Source organism: Mesorhizobium sp. M0587 (assembly GCF_040320945.1).
Classification (GTDB): domain Bacteria; phylum Pseudomonadota; class Alphaproteobacteria; order Rhizobiales; family Rhizobiaceae; genus Mesorhizobium.
The window spans coordinates 116,422-139,961 of the sequence record NZ_JAMYQP010000014.1; the positions used below are offsets into that span (position 1 = coordinate 116,422).

The 23,540-nt window shown below is 63.3% G+C and carries 25 protein-coding genes, 1 tRNA gene and 1 pseudogene; 2 read left to right on the forward strand and 25 right to left on the reverse strand.

All coding sequences use genetic code 11. The features are described 5' to 3' along the window. The first annotated feature begins 577 nt into the window (after positions 1-577). Positions 578-654, forward strand: a tRNA-Pro gene (locus tag NKI49_RS15545). An 83-nt stretch (positions 655-737) separates the two neighbouring features. Here NKI49_RS15545 and NKI49_RS15550 read toward each other — a convergent pair. The 9 genes from NKI49_RS15550 to NKI49_RS15590 form a co-directional block, all read right to left on the reverse strand. Next, entirely contained in the window at positions 738-1,199 is a 462-nt protein-coding gene (locus NKI49_RS15550; protein WP_352602521.1) for a YbaK/EbsC family protein, read from the reverse strand. A 168-nt stretch (positions 1,200-1,367) separates the two neighbouring features. Next, on the reverse strand, positions 1,368-1,652 hold the full coding sequence (locus NKI49_RS15555) for a helix-turn-helix domain-containing protein (RefSeq protein WP_352602523.1): 285 nt from the start codon (positions 1,650-1,652) through the stop codon (positions 1,368-1,370). Positions 1,653-2,036: 384 nt separating this feature from the next. After that, a complete protein-coding gene (locus NKI49_RS15560) occupies positions 2,037-2,339 on the reverse strand; it encodes a hypothetical protein (protein ID WP_027028029.1) in 303 nt (100 codons plus the stop codon). A gap of 82 nt (positions 2,340-2,421) precedes the next feature. Continuing rightward, positions 2,422-2,961 carry a MerR family transcriptional regulator gene (locus NKI49_RS15565; RefSeq protein ID WP_027028028.1) on the reverse strand — a complete coding sequence of 180 codons (540 nt, stop codon included), beginning with the start codon at positions 2,959-2,961 and terminating at the stop codon, positions 2,422-2,424. 131 nt (positions 2,962-3,092) lie between these two features. Further along, positions 3,093-3,416 carry an integration host factor subunit alpha gene (locus NKI49_RS15570; RefSeq protein ID WP_027028027.1) on the reverse strand — a complete coding sequence of 108 codons (324 nt, stop codon included), beginning with the start codon at positions 3,414-3,416 and terminating at the stop codon, positions 3,093-3,095. A gap of 100 nt (positions 3,417-3,516) precedes the next feature. Continuing rightward, complete coding sequence (locus tag NKI49_RS15575; protein WP_352602526.1) at positions 3,517-4,488, reverse strand: beta-ketoacyl-ACP synthase III; 972 nt, start codon at positions 4,486-4,488, stop codon at positions 3,517-3,519. 9 nt (positions 4,489-4,497) lie between these two features. Next, positions 4,498-5,568 carry a phosphate acyltransferase PlsX gene (plsX, locus tag NKI49_RS15580; RefSeq protein WP_352602528.1) on the reverse strand — a complete coding sequence of 357 codons (1,071 nt, stop codon included), beginning with the start codon at positions 5,566-5,568 and terminating at the stop codon, positions 4,498-4,500. Positions 5,569-5,681: 113 nt separating this feature from the next. Beyond that, positions 5,682-6,230 (reverse strand): YceD family protein, encoded by a 549-nt coding sequence (locus NKI49_RS15585; RefSeq protein ID WP_352602530.1) that lies wholly within the window; start codon positions 6,228-6,230, stop codon positions 5,682-5,684. Continuing rightward, positions 6,227-6,775: a ubiquinol-cytochrome C chaperone family protein gene (locus tag NKI49_RS15590; protein ID WP_352602532.1), complete on the reverse strand. Its 549-nt coding sequence runs from the start codon at positions 6,773-6,775 to the stop codon at positions 6,227-6,229. Before NKI49_RS15590 ends, NKI49_RS15585 begins: the two co-directional genes overlap by 4 nt. A gap of 113 nt (positions 6,776-6,888) precedes the next feature. On the opposite strand from NKI49_RS15590, the gene NKI49_RS15595 reads away from it, so the two are divergent. Further along, complete coding sequence (locus tag NKI49_RS15595) at positions 6,889-7,404, forward strand: outer membrane protein assembly factor BamE (RefSeq protein WP_352602534.1); 516 nt, start codon at positions 6,889-6,891, stop codon at positions 7,402-7,404. Positions 7,405-7,671: 267 nt separating this feature from the next. Here the strand turns inward: NKI49_RS15595 and NKI49_RS15600 are convergent, their stop codons facing one another. The 16 genes and pseudogenes from NKI49_RS15600 to glyA form a co-directional block, all read right to left on the reverse strand. Then, positions 7,672-9,813 carry a sodium-translocating pyrophosphatase gene (locus tag NKI49_RS15600; RefSeq protein ID WP_352602537.1) on the reverse strand — a complete coding sequence of 714 codons (2,142 nt, stop codon included), beginning with the start codon at positions 9,811-9,813 and terminating at the stop codon, positions 7,672-7,674. A gap of 184 nt (positions 9,814-9,997) precedes the next feature. Beyond that, positions 9,998-10,969, reverse strand: a complete 972-nt coding sequence (locus NKI49_RS15605; protein ID WP_352602539.1) for a glycosyltransferase family 2 protein — start codon at positions 10,967-10,969, stop codon at positions 9,998-10,000. A gap of 138 nt (positions 10,970-11,107) precedes the next feature. Beyond that, positions 11,108-11,857, reverse strand: a complete 750-nt coding sequence (locus NKI49_RS15610; RefSeq protein WP_352602541.1) for an ABC transporter permease — start codon at positions 11,855-11,857, stop codon at positions 11,108-11,110. After that, complete coding sequence (locus NKI49_RS15615) at positions 11,854-12,792, reverse strand: ABC transporter ATP-binding protein (protein WP_352602543.1); 939 nt, start codon at positions 12,790-12,792, stop codon at positions 11,854-11,856. The genes NKI49_RS15610 and NKI49_RS15615 overlap by 4 nt, the downstream gene beginning before the upstream one ends. After that, positions 12,789-13,952 carry an ABC transporter permease gene (locus NKI49_RS15620; protein WP_352602545.1) on the reverse strand — a complete coding sequence of 388 codons (1,164 nt, stop codon included), beginning with the start codon at positions 13,950-13,952 and terminating at the stop codon, positions 12,789-12,791. Before NKI49_RS15620 ends, NKI49_RS15615 begins: the two co-directional genes overlap by 4 nt. Before the next feature lie 260 nt (positions 13,953-14,212). Further along, positions 14,213-15,124: pseudogene (gene osmF, locus NKI49_RS15625) on the reverse strand (glycine betaine ABC transporter substrate-binding protein OsmF). 177 nt (positions 15,125-15,301) lie between these two features. After that, on the reverse strand, positions 15,302-16,519 hold the full coding sequence (locus NKI49_RS15630; RefSeq protein ID WP_352602547.1) for an MFS transporter: 1,218 nt from the start codon (positions 16,517-16,519) through the stop codon (positions 15,302-15,304). After that, positions 16,516-17,016 (reverse strand): transcription antitermination factor NusB, encoded by a 501-nt coding sequence (gene nusB, locus NKI49_RS15635; RefSeq protein WP_352602549.1) that lies wholly within the window; start codon positions 17,014-17,016, stop codon positions 16,516-16,518. The genes NKI49_RS15630 and nusB overlap by 4 nt, the downstream gene beginning before the upstream one ends. Continuing rightward, positions 17,013-17,507, reverse strand: coding sequence for a 6,7-dimethyl-8-ribityllumazine synthase (gene ribH / locus NKI49_RS15640; RefSeq protein ID WP_352602551.1), 495 nt, complete (start codon positions 17,505-17,507; stop codon positions 17,013-17,015). Before ribH ends, nusB begins: the two co-directional genes overlap by 4 nt. A gap of 144 nt (positions 17,508-17,651) precedes the next feature. Beyond that, the gene (locus tag NKI49_RS15645; protein ID WP_352602553.1) at positions 17,652-18,641 is read right to left on the reverse strand and encodes a methyltransferase; all 990 of its coding nucleotides are present in this window, start codon (positions 18,639-18,641) and stop codon (positions 17,652-17,654) included. 129 nt (positions 18,642-18,770) lie between these two features. Next, positions 18,771-19,388, reverse strand: coding sequence for a riboflavin synthase (locus tag NKI49_RS15650; protein WP_352602555.1), 618 nt, complete (start codon positions 19,386-19,388; stop codon positions 18,771-18,773). A gap of 68 nt (positions 19,389-19,456) precedes the next feature. Beyond that, a complete protein-coding gene (gene ribD / locus NKI49_RS15655; RefSeq protein ID WP_352602557.1) occupies positions 19,457-20,587 on the reverse strand; it encodes a bifunctional diaminohydroxyphosphoribosylaminopyrimidine deaminase/5-amino-6-(5-phosphoribosylamino)uracil reductase RibD in 1,131 nt (376 codons plus the stop codon). 2 nt (positions 20,588-20,589) lie between these two features. After that, positions 20,590-21,069: a transcriptional regulator NrdR gene (nrdR, locus tag NKI49_RS15660; RefSeq protein ID WP_027028007.1), complete on the reverse strand. Its 480-nt coding sequence runs from the start codon at positions 21,067-21,069 to the stop codon at positions 20,590-20,592. A gap of 95 nt (positions 21,070-21,164) precedes the next feature. After that, a complete protein-coding gene (locus NKI49_RS15665; protein ID WP_352602559.1) occupies positions 21,165-21,332 on the reverse strand; it encodes a hypothetical protein in 168 nt (55 codons plus the stop codon). Continuing rightward, on the reverse strand, positions 21,301-21,891 hold the full coding sequence (locus tag NKI49_RS15670) for a hypothetical protein (RefSeq protein ID WP_352602572.1): 591 nt from the start codon (positions 21,889-21,891) through the stop codon (positions 21,301-21,303). Before NKI49_RS15670 ends, NKI49_RS15665 begins: the two co-directional genes overlap by 32 nt. An 81-nt stretch (positions 21,892-21,972) precedes the next feature. Further along, entirely contained in the window at positions 21,973-23,286 is a 1,314-nt protein-coding gene (gene glyA, locus NKI49_RS15675) for a serine hydroxymethyltransferase (protein WP_352602562.1), read from the reverse strand. Positions 23,287-23,540: the final 254 nt, after the last annotated feature.

The window sequence follows — 23,540 nt, forward strand, 5'->3', positions numbered from 1 at the left end:
CAAAAGAGAATAATCTGGCGGTTTTCTTTCTGATATGAAAAATACCTTGCGGCCATTTTTTTATAAAAGCAAGAGGTGCCTCATGCTCTGAGCTGCGCGGACGCTTGATTCTTTGCCTGCGAGGCACTGCGCACCGGCAGGCGCGTTCCTCAGAGATCACCTCCTACGCCCAGCACGCTGGCGCCTTGAAATTCATGCAACCATATCTTCAGACGCTCAGGGGTAATGGCTGGGACCATCGTCAACATGGGCGCCTTCGGTCCGTACTTCTGTCCTCGCCCGGGAACGCAAGCAGACGTTCGACCTCGTTCGCGTTCGTCCGCGGGCTTGGAGACGCCGCCGCTTGTGAATATCGGCGCCCTGGCAGAATTCCTGATTGCTTGCGCTTTCAGGCACGTCAAGGCAGCTGACAAGTCCACTCCCCGCGCTTCGAACACAGCCTGAACCTCCGGTGTGATTTTCGGTGTGACTTTTGGTCACCAAAGGCGCACCGGATCCGCTTTGCTCCAATTTCGAGGATTTTGTCCGATTGGCCCCTTGCGCCGGAACCCTTGAGAATATAGGGCTTTCCGCGGTCCGGAGTGTAGCGCAGCCCGGTAGCGCACTTGACTGGGGGTCAAGGGGTCGTCGGTTCGAATCCGGCCACTCCGACCATTTCAAAGCAGGACTTGCCCCCGAAGTCCGCCTTGGCCAGATCAGCCAAAGTTCAGATTGCAGCGTTGGTTCAGGGTCCTGTTTTAACCCCGACACACATCAACCCACTCAGCCCCGGTAAGGTCGACAATGCGCTGCGGCGCGATCCGCACGGCGGCGTTGGTGGCACCTGCCGCGGGCACCACCTCATCGAATTCGCGCAGCGTCATGTCGCAGTAGACCGGCAGCGGCGCCGGCAGGCCGAATGGGCAGACACCGCCGACCGGATGGCTCGTTGCTTCGACGACTTCCGCGGCGTCCAGCATGCGCGGCTTGCCGCCGAACTGGTCCTTGAACTTGCGGTTGTCCAGCCTGGCGATGCCGCTGGTCACGACCAGCATGGCACGGTCGCCGATGCGAAGGCAGATCGTCTTGGCGATCTGCGCCGGGAGCACGCCATGCGCCTCGGCCGCCAGCGCCACTGTCGCCGAACTCGCTTCCGTGACGATGACCTCGATATCGGGCGCGTGGACGGCGAAGAAGGCGCGAACGGATCCCAGGCTCATATCGAAATCTCCGGTACAAACGCGACCAGACATGATGGCAGGCGCCCGCGCCTATAAACACGTCCCGTTCACGAATCGGCAAGCCCGGCCGGCGGCAGATCGCCGCGACATCAACAAGAAACCCGCCAAGCGTGGCTTGGCGGGTTTTCGGGCATGCTTGGTGCTAATCTATGCCAGGGATCGACCTTGGCCGGCGGGTGTACGCACCGGCGAAACAACGAGCGCCTCCTGGGGAAGCCGAAGCGCGGACGCGATACGACGCAGCTTCGACGGATCGGCGGCCCTGCCGTTCTCGATGTCCTCAATCTCGTCGACCGCAAGGCCGCACGTCAGCGAAAGCTCTTCCATACTGTAGCCGCGGGTTTCCCGCATCGCTCTGAGGGAGCTGTAATCTGGCCCGAGCTCACTGGCTAATGATTCGGAGAGGGCGTCGTTTTTTGCGTTGTGGGGCATTGGCAACTCCGTGGGCTAAAAGAGTTTGATCAAATGAGGTGTTGCCTGAGACGATCGGGAAGATGCCTGCTCGCCGGCGATTTGCCAAGCACCAAACGGGGCGTCACGCTATCGTGAACCAGACGTCCTGCGCGGCTGTCTCGGGCACATCGTCCCGATCAAGTTGTCTTGAACGACCGGACACGCTTTGCCTGGCAGTTTCGGCCCTGCCGTTCGTTATCCCGACGTCGCTGGCGTGAGAACCATCCGGTTCGAGCCAACTCTTCCGAAAGGATTCATGCAATGAGCTTCAAGAGATTTCCAGCCTTGCCGCTGGCGGTTTGGTCAGCGCGCAGGCGGCGAACGCGGTGCGCGTGGATGTGACGCGCTTTAAAACGTTGTCCCTCAGCGCCGGCTGAACAGCAGACTGGCGACCAGACCAACCACCACAAGGCCGACCGCGGCAGCCACCGCCGGATGATCCCGTGCCGATTTCTCGATCACCCTTCCTTTTTTGCGGATCACCGGCATGGCATCCCGCAGGCGCCCCGCAAGATCGGAATATGCATCGAACGCGGCATCGCGACCGTCCTCATAGTAGGCACCGCCGCGTCTCGACATAGCCTTCTTCAGGGCCGCCAAGTCCCTGGAGAGGGTCGCGACCTGCTTTTCCAGATCAATTTCCGGGAGAGTAGAATACGACGCCATAGTGCGTTTCCTCCATACAGAAGGAAACCTAACGCCTCACCCGAAGGCGGGTTCCGGTTCTGGAGACGTCAATATGCTGCGGTCAGCGCACCTGATCGAGCAGGCGCTTGCATTCCAGGAGATCGAACAGCGCCTCCTGCAGCAACGCGCGATTGTCGCGCGAGAGTTTCGATGCGTCCGGCGGAACCGGACCTTCCTCGTCGCTCTTGCCCAGGCCGAAAAAGCGGCGGCTGGGCTTGACCCGCGGCTGACCGACCAGCTCGTCATCCATGCCGCGCGGCTGCGCCGCCGGCGTGAGCGGCACTTGATCGGCCTGCTTTCGCTGTGAAATCGCCTCGACGGCGGCCATGTCACCATTGCCGATGGCGACCAGGAAATGATTGCCGTTTTCGCGCAGCAGTTTCTGCACGCCCTTGATGGTGTAGCCCTGATCGTAGAGCATGTGGCGAATGCCCTTGATCAGTTCGACGTCCTGCGGCCGGTAATAACGGCGGCCGCCGCCGCGCTTCATCGGCTTGATCTGGTTGAAGCGCGTTTCCCAGAAACGCAGCACATGCTGCGGCAGGTCGAGGTCTTCGGCGACCTCGCTGATGGTGCGGAAGGCGTCAGGGCTCTTGTCCATGGGCGAAATCCTCACGCTGGACGATGATCCGGCTTACCCCGCCGAATCGCGTCTTATTTCAGCGGTTTGTGAAGCAATATTCAAGCCCCGCGTCATGACAAGCACGGTTTTCAACCGCACAGTGAGCGCGGCTACTTGCTGCCCTTGGCCTTGTTGTTCTGGTGAGACCGCAAAATGCGGTTCTTCAGCACGTTCGACGACTTGAAGGTCATCACCCGGCGCGGCAGGATCGGCACTTCTTCACCGGTCTTGGGATTGCGTCCGATGCGCTCATTCTTGGAGCGCACGTGGAATGTCGCGAAAGACGACAGTTTCACCGTCTCGCCGCGAACGATCGCCTCGCAGATTTCGTCCAGCACCGCTTCGACCAGTTCGGCGGATTCAGTGCGTGACAGACCGACCTTTCGGTAAACGGCCTCGGCAAGGTCGGCGCGCGTAAGTGTCTTTCCCCCCATGCGACCGTCCCATCAGCTCAAACATAAAATCTACACAACAACGGTAGAGCCTAAGTAATTGATCCGGCAAGGTCAAGGACCGAACCGGACAGTTCGGCACTTACCAGCGAACCAGAACCGCGCCCCAGGTGAAGCCGCCGCCCATCGCTTCCAGCAGCACGAGATCGCCTTTCTTGATGCGGCCGTCGTCGACGGCTACCGAAAGCGCCAGCGGCACGGAAGCAGCCGAGGTGTTACCGTGCAAATCGACCGTAACCACCACTTTCTGCTCTGCTATCCCGAGCTTCTTGGCGGAAGCGTCAATAATCCGTTTATTGGCCTGATGCGGCACGAACCAGTCAAGATCCTCGGCGGTGATGCCGGCGGTTGAGAACGTCGCCTCGATCACGTCGGTGATCATTCCCACCGCATGCTTGAACACTTCGCGGCCCTCCATCCGGAGTTGGCCGACCGTTCCCGTCGTCGATGGCCCCCCATCGACGAAAAGCTTGTCCTTGTGCGCGCCGTCGGAGCGCAGGCTGGCCGCCAGAACGCCCCGGTCGGCAATCCCGCCGATCCCCTCGCCTGCTTCCAGTATCAGGGCGCCGGCGCCGTCGCCGAACAGCACGCAGGTCGAGCGGTCGCTCCAGTCGAGAATGCGCGAGAATGTTTCCGAACCGATCACCAGCACGCGTTTGGCCAGGCCGCCGCGGATATAGAGATCGGCTGTCGTCACGGCATAGACGAAGCCCGAGCACACAGCCTGCATGTCGAAGGCGAAGCCGTGATGCATGCCAAGCCGGTTCTGGATTTCGACAGCGGTAGCCGGAAAAGTGTTGTTGGGTGTCGACGTCGCCAGCACGATCAGATCGATATCGTCCGGCGTCAGTCCCGCATTGGCAAGGGCGGCCCGGGCCGCGGCCTCACCCAGGGAAGCCGTCGTCTCGTCGTCGCCGGCAATATGGCGCTGGCGGATGCCGGTGCGCTGGGCGATCCACTCGTCCGAGGTTTCGACCATGCCTTCGAAATCGGCATTCTTCATGATGCGGCGGGGCAGCGCGGCGCCCGTGCCGCGCACGACTGATCTGATCAAAGTTCTTTCCTATTCCTTTGCGTCGCTGACGACGTCGGATTTCCTAGATGTCAGGGCGTGCGGATTGCGCGCATGAAACAGGTCCAGGTCGGCCTCGATGCGGTCGAGCAGATTGTTGCGCACCATATCGTAGCCGAGTTCGATAGCGGCGGCGAACCCGTCCGAATCAGCGCCGCCATGGCTCTTCACCACAATGCCGTTCAGCCCCAGGAAAACGCCGCCGTTGGAGCGGCCGACATCCATCTTTTCGCGCAGGCGATCGAAGGCGCCCTTGGCAAAGATATAGCCGATCCTGGCCATCAATGTCCGGCTCATCGCCGCGCGCAGGTAGCCGCCGATCTGGCGAACCGTGCCTTCCGCCGTCTTCAGCGCGATGTTGCCGGCAAAACCCTCGGTCACGACAACGTCGACGACGCCCTTGCCGATGTCGTCGCCCTCGACGAAGCCGTGATAGTTCATCGAGGCCATGTTGGCCTCGCGCAACATGCGCCCGGCCTCCTTGACCTCTTCCTGACCCTTGATCTCCTCGACGCCGACATTGAGCAGGCCGACACTGGGCCGCGCGACGCCGAAGACCGAGCGCGCCATGCCCGTGCCGAGAATGGCAAAATCGATAAGCTGGTGGGCATCGGCGCCAATGGTGGCGCCAACGTCCAGCACCACGGTTTCGCCGCGCAGTGTCGGCCACAGTGCCGCGATCGCCGGACGATCTATGGTCGCCATGGTGCGCAGGCAGAATTTCGACATCGCCATCAAGGCGCCGGTGTTGCCGGCGGAGATGCAGGCGTCCGCCGCGCCCGACTTGACCGCTTCGACCGCCTTCCACATCGACGACTTCCAGCGGCCATGGCGCAGCGCCTGGCTCGGCTTGTCGTCCATCCGGACCGCCACCTCACAGTGAAAGAAGTCGCTGACTTCGGCCAGCTTGGGAAACTTGGCCAGTTCAGGACGCACCAGTTCTTCACGCCCATAGATGACGAAGCGGATGTCGGGCCGGCGAGTCGCGACTGTCACGAGAGCCGGAATGACCACGGCTGGTCCGTGATCGCCGCCCATGGCATCGATGGAAATCCTGATCACGCGGTATTCATCTCATGGTTAGGCGGCAGGTCGCTTTAGCGATCGCAAAGGTTCGGCGAAAATAGCGGTTTTGGGCTGTCGCACAACCGACTTTTCCGTCGCGGCCGAGGTTTTCAGGATTTTCCCAGCAAGGATCGCAGTTTTTGCTGAAATTCATTCTCCGCCGGTTCGGTCTCGCCGCCGGCATCCAGCGACGCGCCCGATTTGCGCGGATAGGGATCGATCGCCAGTCCGAAAAACTGTTCGGCGAGCGCCCCGACATCGATGGTGTCGCTGGAAAATGTCTCGGGACTGTCCGGTCCGTCCGCGTCGAGCAGGATCTCGCCGCCGCCTTCGAATCCCTGTCGTCCAAGCTTGGAGTCCTCGGGCAGCAACAGCGCCTCGACCGGCTCGTCGATATGCGCCTCGACCGGATCGAGCGTAACGATGCAGGCCTGGGTGATGTCGGCCTCGACACGGCCGCTGATCTTCACGCCGTTGCGCTTCCAGGGCACCACCAGCAGGTCGGCGCGATAGGCTTCGACCGAGAGCAGCCCGTGCTCGCCGGCGAGCGCGGTGCGCTGCGCGGCGTCGGCCTCGATCGTCACCGACAGCCCTTTCTGCGGCAGGCGGGCGACATTCGCCAAAAAGGATACCGGACTTTGCGGATCGGCATGTTTCATCGGTCGGCCTCCCTGGGAATTGGAAATGCCGCGGTTCCGGACGCGATCGATTCGGTCGGCTGCGCGGCCAGTTGGCGGCGGACATCGACGACATAGTCGGCGAGTTGCGATGCTTCCGGCCAGGTGCCGGCATCGGGCCGGACATTGCGGGCGAGCGCGGCGGTGAGCCCGTCAACGTCGTTTCTTTCCAGCGCATCGTCATAGGCGGCGGTCCGGCCGTAAAACATCTTCGCCAGTTTTTTCATGCGTTTGGGCACGCCGACGTCGCCGATGCCCAACTCACGCAGCGAATGATCGACGTCGAGGAAGAACTCGTCGATCAGCACCTGCGCAACCTCCTGCGCCACGCCGCTCTCACGGCGCAAGCGATGCTGGAACAAGAACATATGCAACGAGAGCATCTCGAAACGGCCGAGCGGCGTGTCCGGCACATTCCAATGGGAATAAAAAACAGTCTGCCGCGCCGCCGCCACGATTTGTGCGTAAAGCGCGTCGGTGATGGCGCGGTTGGCGTGGCGTTCGCGACCAAAAAGGCGCTGAAACATGGGGATGGTCTCCGGGGACCTTTTGTTGAATTGGCCTTGTTGCATCGGCAAGCAAGCTGGTTTACCGGTTTTGCGGCCCAGCGCAAGTTGCGGCGAATAATGGAGAATTGTTGTTGCGCGCGCTGAATTTCAAGTCGACCTTCGCTTCCAGGCCCGTCGGCGCGATTTCGCTGCTGCTCGTCGTTTCGGCGCTCTCGGCCTGCCATACCAACAAGATGATCGGCGATCTCAGTCCGAGCGAGACGCTGACGCAAGGGTATGTCATCGACCAGCAGGCTGTTGATTCGGTGCCCGTCGGTTCGAGCCGCGAGCAGGTGCTTCTGGCTCTGGGCACTCCCTCGACCACGGCCACGTTCGACAATGAGGCGTTTTATTACATCTCGCAGACGCGCAAGCGCTATGTCGCCTTCGACAAGCCGAGGCTCATCGACCAGAAGGTGCTGGCTGTCTATTTCGGACCCGACAGTCGCGTCACCCAGATCGCCAAATATGGCCTGAAGGACGGCAAGATGTTCGATTTCATCTCGCGCACCACGCCGACCGGCGGCAAGGACCAGAACTTCCTCAGCCAGATCATCAACGGCGCTAGCAAGCTGGCGCCCGGCATCCCCGGCGGCGGCACTCCCTGATCATCAGACCTTGCTTCCCTTGCGGGAAGCAGCACCATCTCAGGCGACCAAAAACCCGCGGGAGCGATCTCGCGGGTTTTTGTTTTCCGGCCCTTCGCTCACGGTTAGAAGCCGTCCGGAAGCTGCCGCCGTTGCTTGCAGGTGGCAACTGCGTGGACTGGTTCCATTAGACCGGCAAAGAAGGCCGCTATCGGATCAAATCTTCTGTAACAAAAAAAACCCGCCGGATCGCTCCGACGGGTTTTATCATTCAAGTGCCGGACATGATCAGCCGTGCGCGAGCACGGCCAGCAGCAGCAAGGCCACGATGTTGGTGATCTTGATCGCCGGATTGACGGCCGGGCCGGCCGTGTCCTTGTAGGGATCGCCGACCGTGTCGCCGGTCACCGAGGCCTTGTGCGCCTCGGAGCCCTTCATGTGCTTGACCCCGTCCTTGTCGACGAAACCGTCCTCGAACGATTTTTTTGCATTGTCCCAGGCGCCGCCGCCCGAGGTCATCGAGATGGCGACGAACAGGCCGTTGACGATGACGCCGAGCAGGGAAGCACCGAGAGCCGCAAAGGCGGATGCCTTCGAGCCCGAGATCAACAGCACGCCGAAATAGACGACGAGCGGCGCCAGCACCGGCAGCAGCGACGGGATGATCATTTCCCGGATCGCCGCCTTGGTCAGCAGGTCGACCGCGCGGGCATAGTTCGGCTTGGAGGTGCCGGCCATGATGCCGGGATCGTCGCGGAACTGCTTGCGCACCTCCTCGACGATGGCGCCAGCGGCGCGGCCGACGGCCGTCATGGCGATGCCGCCGAACAGGTAAGGGATGAGGCCGCCGAAGATCAGGCCGGCGACGACGTAAGGATTGGAGAGGTCGAAGGAGACCTCGCCCATGCCCTGGAAGTAGGGATATTTGTCGCCATTGGCGGCAAAGAACTTCAGGTCGTTCGAGTATGCCGCAAACAGCACCAGCGCGCCGAGCCCGGCCGAGCCGATGGCATAGCCCTTGGTTACCGCCTTGGTGGTGTTGCCGACCGCGTCGAGCGCGTCGGTGGAATGACGCACTTCCTTGGGCAGGCCGGCCATTTCGGCGATGCCGCCGGCATTGTCGGTGACCGGACCGAAGGCGTCGAGCGCGACGATCATGCCGGCAAGGCCGAGCATGGTGGTGACGGCGATCGCCGTGCCGTAAAGGCCGGCGAGCTGATAGGTCGAAATGATGCCGCCGACGATGACGATGGCCGGCAGCGCCGTCGATTCCAGCGAGACCGCGAGGCCCTGGATGACGTTGGTGCCGTGACCGGTCACTGACGCCTGGGCGATCGAGTTGACCGGGCGCTTGTTGGTGCCGGTGTAGTACTCGGTGATCACGACGATGAGACCGGTCACCACGAGGCCGATCAGGCCGCAGATGAACAGGTTCTTGCCGGTGATGATCATGCCAGCGACGGTGCCGACCTCGCCCCAGCCGAGCGTCGCCGAGGTGGCCACGCCGAGGCCGACGATCGACAACAGGCCGGTGACGATCAGGCCTTTGTAGAGAGCGCCCATGATCGAGCCGTTGGAACCGAGCTTGACGAAGAAGGTGCCGACGATCGAGGTCAGGATACAGGCGCCGCAGATGGCGAGCGGATAGAGCATCGCCGCACCGAGGACGGCGGTGCCGCCGAAGAAGATGGCGCCCAGCACCATGGTAGCGACGACGGTGACCGCATAGGTCTCGAACAGGTCGGCGGCCATACCGGCGCAGTCGCCGACATTATCGCCGACATTGTCGGCGATGGTGGCCGGGTTGCGCGGATCATCCTCGGGAATACCGGCCTCGACCTTGCCGACCAGGTCGCCGCCGACATCGGCACCCTTGGTGAAGATGCCGCCGCCCAGACGGGCGAAGATCGAGATCAGCGAGGCGCCGAAGCCAAGCGCGACGAGCGAATCGATGACGATGCGGTCATCGGGCTGAAGGCCCAGGAAGTGGGTCAGGATGAGGTAGTAGATCGAGACGCCAAGCAGAGCCAGGCCCGCCACCAGCATGCCGGTGATGGCGCCCGACTTGAAGGCGATGTCGAGGCCGGCGGCGAGGCTGTTGGAAGCAGCCTGCGCGGTGCGCACATTGGCTCGCACCGAAACATGCATGCCGATGAAGCCGGCGGCGCCCGACAGCACGGCGCCGATCAGGAAGCCGACCGCGGCGGTGATCGAAAGCAGCCACCAGGCGAGCACGAGCACAACCACGCCGACGATGGCGATGGTGGTGTACTGGCGCGCCAGATAGGCTTGCGCCCCTTCCCGGATGGCGGCGGAGATTTCCTGCATGCGTGCATTGCCCTGATCGGCCGCGAGGACCGAACGTGTCGCCCAGATGGCGTAAAGGACAGAAAGCAGGCCGCAGGCGATGACGGCGGAAATAATTGTCATTGCCGGATTTTCCTCGATTGATGGCCCAAAAGAACCCCTCCCTGGGCCGTTGAGACAAAGACCGGATCCGCGCGCGGAATCCACCTCTTCGTAGCGGTGTATGCGAAACAGGGCTGCGAACGTCAAGATATTGTTCGGTTTTTGCCCGGCTTTCGCCGCATTGCTTTCGTGCAAACCGATTGAATTAGACTTGAGCCGAACGTGCGCCGTCGTTGAAGGGCTTGTCTCCGCCCCGAAAGCGCAGACGCTCTGCGGTCAACCACCGTGCGACCTGCTCATCAGTCGGCCTAGTCAGATCACATGGAATGCCTGTGAACATCGCTGTCTTGCTGAATCTCGATGCTTTGAAGAGCTTGGGCGTGGAGTGCTCGCCACATTTACCGATGTAGCGGGCATGGCAGGCGAATGTCGTGACGCGTACTTCGCCGCGTTCAAGGCAACCTATCCAGCGCGCTGCGTCCTGGCTGCTGACTACTTTGTGCCAGCCGCGTGCGGCGTAGAAGGCATCTATCGCCTTGTGGTTCCGTCGGGAGTAGTCGCAGTCGCCTAGGAGTTCGAGATATTGCTTGCGGAACGGCCGCTCGGCCCGCCATGCGCGGCGGGTGAGCGCGGCGCCCCAGTTCTCGTGCATTGGGATGAGATCGCCTGCCCGGTGTCGCTGATCCCGCCGGCTGGCCCAGAAGTCACCATAGGCAGAGACATAGGCGATGCGCTGGTCGCACTCGGCGATATCGAGGAGTTGGCCGATGACGCCAAGGTAGTTGCCAGAAAGGACCAGGTCGTCCTCAAGAAACAGTGCCTTTTCCGCCTGGACATCCTCGAACAGATGACGCTCGGCGCGTTCGTAATTCAGCGCTATGCCGAGGTTTTCCGGTGCCTCGACCACATCTCCCCAAGGGATCATGCCCCGAAAGATCGAAACGCATCGTGCTATCAGCTCGGGACTGCCTTTCTGGCGGCCGCTCCACCGATTCCAGCCGCCGTCCTGAAACAGCAATATCCGATCCTGCTCGTTGACCTGCGGACGAAGGCTGGCGAGCACCTGGCGCAGATAGTCGGGCCTGTTGAACGACAGTATGGCGATGGGAAAGCCGGCTGGACGCGCCGACCCTGCCTGGCCAGAGCGCCCGAAGCCAAGGCGTGATAGCCAGCCCATATCCCAATGCTCCCCAATAGACCTACTTGTACTCAGGTCATGGAATAACCCTTTGCGAACCTAAGCACCATAACGGGCTTCACGCCGGGCTTTCGGACATCGGCGCTAAATGCGCCCTGGGATATCCCGGGTTGAAGGCTACTCCGCCTCCCTGCCCATGCGTCGCGCCGCATAGCGTTCGACCGCCGACAGGCCGTCATAGATCAGCACGGCAAGGGCTGCCACGATCAGCCCGCCCTGCAGGATGAAGGCGAGGTTGTTGGACAGCAGGCCGGCGATGATCACCTCGCCCAGCGTCCTGGCGGCCACGGTCGAGCCGATAGTGGCGGTGGCCAGGCTGATCACCACCGAGAGCCGGATACCGCCGAGGATGATCGGCGCGCTGAGCGGCAGTTCGACCTTGGTGAGCCTTTGCCAGCCTGTCATGCCGGCCCCGCGCGCCGCCTCGACCACGTTGGCGGGCAGCGTCGTCAGCCCGGTCAGCGCGTTCTCGAAAATCGGCAGCAGACCATAGAGAAACAGCGCGATCAGCGTCGGCTTCTCGCCGAAGCCGACGGCCGGCACGGCGAGCGCCAGCACCGCCACCGGCGGAAAGGTCTGGCCGATATTGACCAGGCTGCGCGACAGCGGCAGGAATTCGGCGCCGGCTGGCCTGGTCACCAGGATCGCCAGGGCCACCGCGACGATGGTGGCCGCGATCGTGGCGACCAGAACGGTTCTGAGATGCAGCAATGTCAGCGTCAGCAGACTGCCCTGATTGTAGATCGCCGGCGCATTGTTCTCGGTCAGCGGCTTCAGCAGCGGTTCGAACCAGCCGGGACTGGTGACGAAGGCAACGAGCAGCATCACCAGGACAAGCCTGAGCAGCGAAGGCAGCCAGGCCTTCATGCCGGTCTCGCCGCGCGCTTGATCAGCCCGTCGACGGTGACGCGGCCGATCGGCTTGCCGTCAGTGCCTTTCACCGCCAGCGCCGGCCGGCCCGACCACAACAGCTCGGCCAGCGCGTCGCGCTGGCTGGCATCGCCGGGGATTGCGTCGCCTTCGGCGGAACCCTTCTCGACCGCATCGCGCACCCTTCCAAGCGACAGCAGCCGGAACGGCCTTTCGCTGGCGCCGACCAGCGTTTCGACAAAGGCGCTGGCAGGCTTTGCCAGGATCTCGGCCGGCTTGGCATATTGCACGAGCTTGCCGGCATCCATCACCGCGATCTTGTCGCCCATATGCACGGCCTCTTCCATGTCGTGGGTGACAAGGATGATGGTGGTGCCAAAACGCTTCTGGATCGCCAGCAGATCTTCCTGCGCCTTGGTGCGGATGATCGGATCGAGCGCGCCGAACGGCTCGTCCATCAGCAGCACGTTGGGCTCGGCGGCAAGCGCGCGCGCAACGCCGACGCGCTGCTGCTGGCCGCCGGAGAGTTCGTGCGGATAGCGCGGCCCGAACGCTTCGGGATCGAGCTGGTAAAGCGTCATCAATTCGTCGACGCGGGCCTTGATGCGGGCCTTGTCCCAGCCGAGCAGCACCGGCACGGTGGCGATGTTCTGTGCTACGGTGCGATGAGGGAACAGGCCGTGGCCCTGGATCGCATAGCCGATGCTGCGGCGCAGTTCGTAACCGGGCAACGAGCGGTTGTCGGCACCGTCGAGCTTGATGACACCGGCGGTCGGCTCGACCAGCCGGTTGATCATCCGAAGCAGCGTCGTCTTGCCGGATCCGGAGGTGCCGACGATGACTGCGATGGTGCGCGGCTCGATAACCATCGAGACATCATCGACCACCGTCGTCGTATCATAGCACTTGGTGATGCCTTCGATCTCGATCATGCCGTTTCAACCCTGCGCTTGGTGGCGGTCATCTCGATCACCGCATCGAGGATAATGGCGGCGCAAAAAGCGAGCGCCACCGTCGGTACCGCGCCGAGCAGCACCAGATCCATCGCCGTCTGGCCGACGCCCTGGAAGACGAACACGCCAAAGCCGCCGCCGCCGACAAGGGCCGCAATGGTGGCAAGGCCTATATTCTGCACCAGAACGATGCGGATGCCGGTGAGGATGACGGGAAATGCCAGGGGAAATTCGACGTCGAATAGGCGCTGCCTGTCGGTCATCCCCATGCCGCGTGCCGCGTCATTGGCGGCGCGCGGCACACCGGCGAGACCGACCACGGTGTTGGCCACCACCGGCAACAGCGAATAGAGGAACAGCGCGACGAAAGCCGGCGCGGTGCCGATACCGCGAATGCCGATCGCCGCCGCCCCAGGTATATGCGCGGCAACCCAGCCGAGCGGTGCGATCAGCAGGCCGAACAGCGCGATCGAGGGAATGGTCTGGATGATGTTGAGCACGTTGAGCACGCCGGCTCGCAGCCTTTCGACCCGGTGGCACAGGATGCCGAGCGGAAGGCCGACAATCACCGCGGCAAGAAGCGAGCCGAGCGCCAGCGTTACATGCTTGGACCCTTCGGCCCAGAAACTGTCGGCACGGTTGGCGTATTCCTTGAGGATGGATAGGTCGTTCCAGCTTCCCGACATCAGCAGCAGTCCGATGGCAAGCGCGGCGGCGACAAGTATGCCGACGCGCGCCCATGGCGACAGGTTGAGCCGTGTCAGCACGTCGGCCAGCAGCAGTGTGAAGGCAAAGATGAGCATCCAGAAACCGGAGGCAGGCGAGACTCTGGCAAAGGTGTTGCCCGCCGGTGTGAGGAAACTGCCGGCGACACCGATCAGCAGAGCGAGCGCGGCAAGCGCCACCACGCTGGCGGCGAAGCGAAGCACAAGCGGCGTCCTGAACAGCGCGACAAGCAAGGCCGCGACTACGATGGCGAGCAGCAACGGCCCGGTCGTTGCCGGCAATGCCTCGAGAATCGAGCGCGGCTGGCCGGGAACGATACGATTGGCCCGGAAGGTGGCAAAGGGAGCGGCGAACGCCGCGTAAGTCGCGATGGCTGCGATGACCACGCCGAGCTTGTCGAAGCGGACGGTCATAGGGCGCACCGATGCAGAGCGGCGCGATGCGAGCGGGATGCCGTCGCTGGATTGCTAGTTTTGCGCGAGGCGCCCCCCTCTGGCCTGCCGGCCATCTCCCCCTCAAGGGGGGAGATCGGATATCGTGATGGCTTTCGCCAATTCTCAACGCCGTAGAATGAAGCGGAGCGCAGAAGCTGCCAATCTCCCCCCTTGAGGGGGAGATGTCCAGCAGGACAGAGGGGGGTGCTTCGCACCAGCCTCACCTTTCGGTGCGCTGATTACTTCAAGAAGCCGTTCTTCTTCAAAAAGTCCTCGGCGACGCCCTTGACCGGCTCGCCGCCGACCTGCACGCGGCCGTTCAGTTCCTGCAATGTGACGAGGTCGAGCTTGGCGGAGACCGGCTTCAGCAGCGTCTCGATCTCGGGATGCTGCTTGAGCACCGCTTCGCGGATGATCGGCGCCGGCTGGTAGACCGGCTGCACGCCCTTGTCGTCTTCCAGCACGACCAGGCCGGATGGCGCGATGCCGCCATCGGTGCCATAGACCATGGCGGCGTTGGCGCCGCTGGTCTGATTGGCAGCCGCCGCGATGGTCGCCGCCGTGTCGCCGCCGGAGAGCGTGATCAGTTAGTCCGGCTTCAGCGTGAAGCCGTACGTCGTCTGGAAGGCCGGCAGCGCGGCCGCCGAATTGACGAACTCGGCCGAGGCCGCCAGCACCACCTGGCCGCCGCCAGCGACATATTTGCCGAAATCGGAAAGGGTGGCGAGCTTGTTGGTCTCGGCCACCTCCTTGCGCAGCGCGATCGCCCAGGTGTTGTTGGCCGGCGACGGCGACAACCAGACGATCTTGTTGGCGTCGTAGTCGAGCTTCTTGGCCGTCTCGTAGGCCTTGGCGGCGTCCTTCCACACCGGATCGTCGGCCTTCTCGAAGAAGAAAGCGGCATTGCCGGTGTATTCGGGATAGATGTCGATCTCGCCGGCGGTGATCGCTTTGCGAACGACAGGCGTGCCGCCGAGCTGGATGCGGTCTGACGTCTTGATGTTGTTGGCGTTGAGAACGAGTTGGATGATATTGCCGAGCACGCCGCCCTCGGTGTCGATCTTGGACGAGACAACCACCTGGGCGCTGGCGAAGCCCATGGTGATGCCGAGCGCCAAAATCGCGCTGGCCAGAACCTTGACTGAAAACATCGTGAAAACCCCTTGCTTGGACCGGAATGCGGTGGCCGCATATGAGCATGGCTTCAGCGGCCAGTCGGGGCACACGGTTTCATAACAAGGGGCACGGACGCAATAATTTTGTTTCGGTTGGGCGGATTCCGACGAACCAATCCTGACAGCACCATGTCAACCTTGCAGCGATCCGGATCAGGCGCTGGCCTTGCGCAAGCCGGTCACCTTGAGGGCGCCGAGCGCGGCGAAGCACAGGATGACGACCGGAAAGATCATCCAGTTCAGCATCTCCCAGCCCCAGGCATTGTAGACCATGCCCGACATCAGCGATGCGCAAGCGACGGAGCCGAACAGGACGAAGTCGTGAAAACCCTGAACCTTGCCCTTTTCCGACGGCCGGTAACTGGCCGCCACGATCGCCGTGGCGCCGATGAAGCCGAAGTTCCAGCCAAGGCCAAGCAGGATCAGCGACGTCCAGAACTGCCACAATGCCAGACCCGACAGGGCGACGATGGCACAGCCGCTGAGCAGGACCAGCCCGGTGGCCACGATCCGCTCGGCGCCGAAGCGGTGGATCAGCGAACCGGTGAAGAAGCTTGGCGCGAACATCGCCATGACGTGCCAGGAGATACCGAGCGTCGCGTCGTTCTCGGACAGGCCGCAGCCAACCATGGCGAGCGGCGCGCCGGTCATGACGAAGCTCATCAGTGCATAGCTGCCGACGGCGCAAAACAGCGCGGCGACGAAGCGCGGCTTCGTGACGATTTCCACCAGGGGCCTGGCGTCGCCGTCGGCAATGTCCGCCTTGCCAGTGGCCTTCACCGGCAGGCGCAGGAACGACAGGATGATGGCGCCGACCGCGGCCAGCGGCAGGATGGAAGCGAACGAACCGGCAAACATCACCGGCGCGAACAATTCGCGGGTGAAGATGACGATCTGTGGTCCGAGGACAGCGGTGACGATGCCGCCGGCCAGCACGAAGGAGATGGCGCGCGCCTTGAACCCCGGCGGCGCATTGTCGGCGGCGGCAAACCGGAACTGCTGGACGAAGGCGCCGCCGACGCCGATGGTCAGCAGGCCGAAGGCGAACAGCCAAAAACTGCCGTGGAAAAGCGCCAAGGTTGCGACCAGACCGCCAATTGCGGTGACCACGGTTCCGGTCATGAAGCCGCCGCGCTGCCCTATCCGGCGAATGATGGCCGCCGCAGGCAGCGCGCCGAGTGCGACGCCGAGATTGAAGCCGGTGATCGGCGCCGTCGCCAGGGATTTGTCGGCACCAAGCAGATATTGCCCGGCCAGCGCACCCATCGAGATGGCGATTGGCGCCGCCGAGCCGATGATCGCCTGCGAAGCGGCGAGGATCAGGGCGGTGCGCCGCGCCTCCCTGCCAGCCTCGATGGCGATTGCCGTCACGATGCGTCCTTGCCGCGCCCCTCGCCGCGCACCCGGCGTGACACGCGGTCGAGCACGGCATTGACCAGCTTCGGCTCGTCTTCCTCGTAGAAAGCCTTGGCGATATCGACATATTCGGAAACGATGACGGCGACCGGCACATCCTCTCGCTTCATCAATTCATAGACGCCGGCCCGCATGATGGCGCGCAGCGTCGAATCGAGCCTCGACAGCGGCCAGTCCTCCGTCAGCGCCTGCCGGATAATTGGATCGATGGTCTTCTGGTTCTCGACCACACCGGTGAGAATGGCGCGGAACCATTGCGCGTCCGCCTCGCGATACAGCGCGCCATCGACTTCCTTGCCAAGGCGGAACGCCTCGTATTCGGCGGTGATCTCGAAGACACCGCTGCCGGCGACATCCATCTGATAGAGCGCCTGGACTGCTGCGAGGCGGGCGGCGCCGCGTTTGTTGGCGTGGCGCACCGTTGGCTGTCCGGTCGAGGCGGGCTCGGTCACGATTGCGCTCCGAGTTGTTGTTTCAGCGCGATCATGGTCAGCGCCGCGCGCGCCGCGAAGCCGCCCTTGTCGCCCTCCGAACGCTTGGCCCGCGTCCAGGCCTGAGCGTCGTTCTCGGTGGTAAGGATGCCGTTGCCGATGCAGACCGCTTCCTGCACCGACAGGTCCATCAACGCGCGGCTCGATTCATTGGCGACGATGTCGAAATGATAGGTGTCGCCGCGCACGACCGTACCGAGCGCGACGAAGCCGTCATAGCTGGTCCCGCCCTCGACGGCGCCGTCCAGCGCGAAGGAGATCACCGCCGGAATCTCCAGGGAGCCGGGAACGGTGACGACGTCGTAGCTTGCGCCGGCCTCGTCCAGGGCGCTTGTCGCGCCTTCGAGCAGCGCGTCGGCAAGGTCGTCGTGAAAACGCGCCTCGACGATGAGAATGTGCGCCTTGGTCTTCGGACGAATGAACGCCTTGCCGTGTTGGGATGTACCAGCCATTAATGTCTCCGGGGTCGCCGGTGACTTAGGCCGAAGCCGGGTTGATCGCAAGCACAAGATTGCCGAACCGACATCGCCCCCTCATCCGCCGACGATCCTCGCCGCGCGAAATCGCGCCGCGCGATCTTTCGGGACGTTCCTTGGCTAGGCAGGCGATGCCTCGATGATCGCGATCGGTGCTCCGGTGCCGATCACCCGCTCAAGCTTCAGACCTGCGCCTTCGAACAAGCTGGCAAATTGCGCCTCAGTCCGCTCCAGGCCGCCGGTGATGGCGAGCATGACCACATCGATGGATTTGATCTGGGCCGGCTCGTCGCCCGGAGGCACGAGCGTCTCGGCGACGAGCACCCTGCCATGCTTTGGCATGGCCTCGCGGCAACGCCGCAGGATCAACCCCGCGCGTTCATCGTCCCAATCGTGGATCACCTTCTTGAGTACATAGACGTCGCCACCGGGGACGCTGTCGAAGAAATTTCCGGCGACAAACTCCGTGCGCGGCAAGTCGCCTCCGGCCCCCTGGCGCGCCGCCGCAACACCGGAGGCCAGATCCACAAGAACGCCGCTCAAATGGGGATTGCGGGCCAGGATGGCCGAAAGAAGCTGTCCATGTCCGCCCCCGACGTCGACGACCCGCGTATATGGGCCGAAATCATAGGCCGCCGCGACGGCCTCGTTGCTACCTTGGCCTAATGCGACCATGGCTCGCTGGAACAGGGCAGCCTGCTCCGGGTGGGCCGACAGCCAATCAAATCTCGAACTTCCGAACACCTTTTCGAAAGCGGGCTTTCCTGTGCGAACGGAATGCAGAAGCTGCTCGAATGCAAGATAAGCCTCGCTGTTGATCATCCGGATGAAGTCAAGCGGTCCGGGTCGATCGGACCGAAGCGCCGCCCCGACTTCAGTCAAGGCGAAACAACGAGGACGAATTTCAGTGAACACCCCCTCGGGCGCCAGAAGCCGCATGACTCGATAGAGCGATTCCGCATCCGCCTTCGCGGCGGTCGCCAAGTCCTCGACCGACTGTCCGCCGGCGGCCAGAAGATCGGGAATGCCGAGTTCGACAATGACGCGCAGCGCCTGTGACACGGCAAATCCGAGCCCCAGCCTCATGATTTGTTGCGACGGGTTGATCATGGCTTTCCCTCCGGCCCAGGTGGGAGCTTACGAGAGGTGCAAGAAGAAGTGAAGCCGGTCTGACGGCGACCTCCCCACAACCTGCCATTTAGCGATCCGGGTCGCCTTGCTGGACCCGCCTGACCGGGTTCAAAGCCCTTCGGCCGCCGCTTCAGCCAGCCGCGCCGCGTAGCGGGCCATGGTGTCGATTTCGAGATTGACGCGGTCGCCGACCTTGCGCTCGCCCCAGGTGGTGACGGTCAGCGAATGATGAATCAACAGCACGTCGAAGCGTGTGCCCTCGACCTTGTTGACGGTGAGCGAAGTGCCGTCGAGCGCCACGGAGCCTTTCGGCGCGATGAATTTCGCCAGGTCGCGCGGCGCCTCCAGCGTGAAGCGCACCGCGTCCCCCTCGTCCTTGCGCTCGATGATCTCGGCGGTGCCGTCGACATGGCCTGACACGATATGGCCGCCGAGTTCGTCGCCGATTTTCAATGCCCGCTCCAGATTGATGCGCGTACCGGATTTCCAGCCCATTGCCGTCGTCAGCCTAAGTGCCTCTTCCCAGGCCTCGACCTCGAACCAGCGGGCATTCGAGCCGCTGTCGGGCAGAGCGGTGACGGTCAGGCAGACGCCGCCGCAGGAGATCGAGGCGCCGATGGCGATGGTCTCGGGGTCATAGGCGGTGTCGATGCGCAAACCCACGCCTTCCCGCAGCGGCTTGACGGCCGCGACGGTGCCGATATCGCTGACAATTCCCGTAAACATCAGATTCTATCTTCCCGTTTGCCCACGATCTGGCCCGAAAACCGGGTCCCACTTTTCGGGATCCTGGCCTAGATATCCCTTATCCATTCGCCGTAGCTGTCCTCGCCAAAGTGCATCTCGCGCAGCTTGCGAAAGCCCGGCGGGATGTGGTCGGCGTCGATGGGGGACGCAATGCCGTCATCGCCGATCGCCTCAGGCCCTTGGAACAGTACGATGCGGTCGACGAGCCCATCGGCCAGGAAAGCGCTGGCTACCCTGGCGCCGCCCTCGACCAGCACACTTGCCATGCCAAGTGCGGCCAGGTCCTCGAGCAGTTCCGGCAGTGCCACGCCGCCCTCATGCGTTTCAGTGCCGATGAAGCGCACGCCGGCGCGATCGAGTGCCGCGCGCCGCAGCGGATCGGCCTCCAGACTCGCGGCGACATAAAGCGGCACCCGGTCTACGCCCGAAACCAGTTTCGAGGCCTCCGGCAGCCTGATCTGCCGGTCGAGCACGATGCGCGCCGGCGAGCGGTTCTCCAGTCCAGGCAAGCGTACCGTCAGCGCCGGGTCGTCCTCAAGCGCGGTGCCGATGCCGACCAGAATGGCGTCGGCCTCGGCCCGCATCAGGTAAACTTCGCGGCGCGCGACATCTCCTGTGATCGCGACCTGGCCGGCGCCTTGCCTGCCGATCTTGCCGTCACTGGAAAGCGCAAGTTTCAAAATCACTTCCGGGCGTTTTTTGAGGGATCGAATCAAATAACCGGCCATCTGCTCGCCAGCCTCCGCCGCGAGCACCCTCTCCACCACTTCAACCCCAGCGGCGCGCAGGATGGCGTAACCCTTGCCGGAAACACGCGCATCTGGATCGCTGGCAGCGCCAACGACGCGCGCGACACCCGCATTGACCAGGGCATTGGCGCAAGGCGGCGTGCGGCCGTGATGGGCGCAGGGCTCCAGCGTGACATAGGCGGTGGAGCCACGCGCCAGGGCGCCCGCCTCGGCCAGAGCCTCGGTCTCGGCATGCGGCCGGCCGCCGACGGCGGTGACGCCGGTGCCGACGATCATCGGCCCCGCGCCGTCATCGCGCACGATCAGCGTGCCGACGGAAGGGTTGGTCGAGGTCCTGCCCGCGTTCCTGCGCGACAATCTCAGCGCCGCGGCCATGAACCGGCGATCAAGGGCCGCTTGTTCGGCCTCGCTCAGTTGCGGTGCTGCCATGCTCAGCCGGCGTCCTCTTCGCTCTTTTCGTCCTCGCCCTTCAGTTCGCCCAGCAGTTCATGGAAATCCTTGGCCTCGCGGAAATTGCGATAGACCGAGGCGAAGCGCACATAGGCGACATCGTCGAGCGACTTCAGCGCGTCCATGACCAGCCGGCCTACCTCGCCGGAGGCCACTTCCGTCTCGCCGGAGCTTTCGAGCTGGCGCACTATGCCGGTCACCGCACGGTCGATGCGCTCGGGATCGACATTGCGCTTGCGCACCGCGATCTCAACCGAGCGCAGCAGCTTGTCGCGATCGAAAGGCACTTTTCGACCTGACTTCTTGACCACGACGAGGTCGCGCAGTTGTACGCGCTCGAATGTGGTGAAACGGCCCCCGCAATCGGGGCAGACACGCCGGCGCCGGATTGCCGCGCCGTCCTCGGCGGGGCGCGAATCCTTCACCTGCGTATCTTCGGACTGGCAATAGGGACAGCGCATGGAAAGCCTTGGGTTCACGAATCTGGCGAGGCGAAAGGCTTAGTGCCTTTCCGGTCGGGATTGAAGCAATTCCGTCTCCGCGACGGCCTGCCGCATCAGAGATAGCGAGGCGCGAGGAAGATTGCCAGCGCGGCAACCGGCCAGGCGGCAATGCCGCCGCCGACCGCCAGGCGATAATCGACCCGGTCGGTGAACAGCCAGGAGGCGCGCTCGATCTGCCGGACCGCCGCTTCAGGGCGCGACGTCGGCTGTGGCGAAACCACAGGACGCACCGAGATTGCGATAGGCCTTGGAGAAGCCGTCCATCGAGATACTGGCGACCGGCTGCTTGCCGAAGACCACGTCAAGCGCGGATGCGCGGCGCATGGCGCGCAGCAGAGCCAGGCTTGTCTTGGCCTGATTGACAACCGTCCAGCCGAGGCGGCCAGCGACGGCGTTGTCGGAATAAACCGTCGCCGACACCTGGCCGCCGGTGTCGCCGAACGTCGCGGTGATCTTCTTGCCCATCGGAAGATCCTTGTTGGCGACGGCGATCGTCACCGCCGGATAGGCGTCCGGCGGCAAGGCGTCGCCGTTCGAGATCGCAAGCGTCAACGTGCCCGGATTGCCGACGGGATCGACGAAGGCCGTCGAAGCAGCGCAGGTTTTGCGCGCGTCCTGGCCGGTGTCCTGAATGTCGACAATGGTGGTCCACCTGCCGAAGGTGCCGGTGGCGGGTACGTCGGGAGACGGTTGGGTCTGCGCGAAGGCTGCCCCGGCCAAGACTAGCAAAGCTGCCAGCCAGGTGGCGGAGCCAAGGGAAACGAGGCGGAATTCGTGCATCATCTGGTCTCCGGTTCGGCCCGCCGCCCGGTCATGGGGCGGCGCGCCGCTGGCAGATAAGAGACGACGCTTCGCGCAGGGTCAACCGAGATAGGGATAGAGCGGGAAACGATCCGTGAGCGCCACCACCTTGGCCTTCACGGCCGCTTCGACCACGGCATTGCCGTCGTCGGAATTGGCGACCTTCAACCCATCCAATACCTCGGCGATCAGCTTGCCGATCTCGCGGAACTCGGCCTGGCCAAAGCCGCGCGTGGTGCCGGCCGGCGTGCCTAGCCGCACGCCCGAGGTGACGAAGGGCTTTTCCGGGTCGAAGGGGATGCCGTTCTTGTTGCAGGTGATGTTGGCGCGGCCGAGCGCTGCCTCGGCGCGCTTGCCGGTGGCATTCTTGGGGCGCAAATCGACCAGCATCAGGTGGTTGTCCGTGCCGCCCGACACGATGTCGAGGCCCGTCTCCTGAAGGCTGGAGGCCAGCGCCTTGGCATTGGCGGCGACGCTTTCGGCATAGAGTTTGAAGCTCGGCTTCAGCGCTTCGCCGAAGGCGACTGCCTTGGCTGCGATGACATGCATCAGCGGACCGCCCTGCAGGCCGGGAAATACCGCCGAGTTCATCTTCTTGGCGATGTCTTCGTCATTGCACAGGATCATGCCGCCGCGCGGGCCACGCAGCGATTTGTGCGTGGTGGTGGTCACCACATGCGCATGCGGAAGCGGCGACGGATGAACGCCGCCGGCGACCAGGCCGGCGATGTGCGCCATGTCGACCATCAGGTAGGCGCCGACCGCGTCCGCGATCTCGCGGAAACGCTTCCAGTCCCAGATGCGCGAATAGGCGGTGCCGCCAGCCAGGATCAGCTTCGGCTTGGTCTCGTGCGCGGTCTTCTCGATCGCGTCCATGTCGAGCAGATGGTCGTCCTTGCGCACGCCGTAGGAGACGACCTTGAACCACTTGCCGCTCATGTTGACCGGCGAACCGTGGGTCAAATGGCCGCCGGAATTGAGGTCGAGACCCATGAAGGTGTCGCCGGGCTGCAAGAGCGCCAGGAACACCGCCTGGTTCATCTGGCTGCCCGAATTAGGCTGGACATTGGCGAAGTTGCAGCCGAACAGTTTTTTCGCGCGCTCGATCGCCAGTTCCTCGGCGACGTCCACGAACTGGCAGCCGCCATAGTAGCGCTTGCCCGGATAGCCCTCGGCGTATTTGTTGGTCATGATCGAGCCCTGCGCTTCCAGCACGGCGCGCGAGACGATGTTTTCGGAGGCGATCAGTTCGATCTCGTGGCGCTGACGGCCGAGTTCGTTGCGGATGGCGCCGAAAATCTCAGGATCGGCATCCTCGAGCGTGGTTTCGAAGAAGGATTCGAATTTGTTCGACGCTGCCGCTGCTGTTGCCATGGCCTGAAAGTCCTCGGGGTTCGGGGTCTGCCGCGCCATTAACACAGTTGTTTTCGCCCCGCCACGTTTGCGGCGCGAAATTTGCTGGCCGGATTGCGGCAAGGATGGCCGCCGACGCTATTTCCGGTCAAAACAGCTCCGGCCCGTCCAGAATCGGGATAGGGGGGAACCTCGCGGTTCCTCCCCTCCCACACCACCTTGCATACGGGTCCGTACAGGGCGGTTCGGTTGGTTATGCGGCTTTGGCCGGCGCA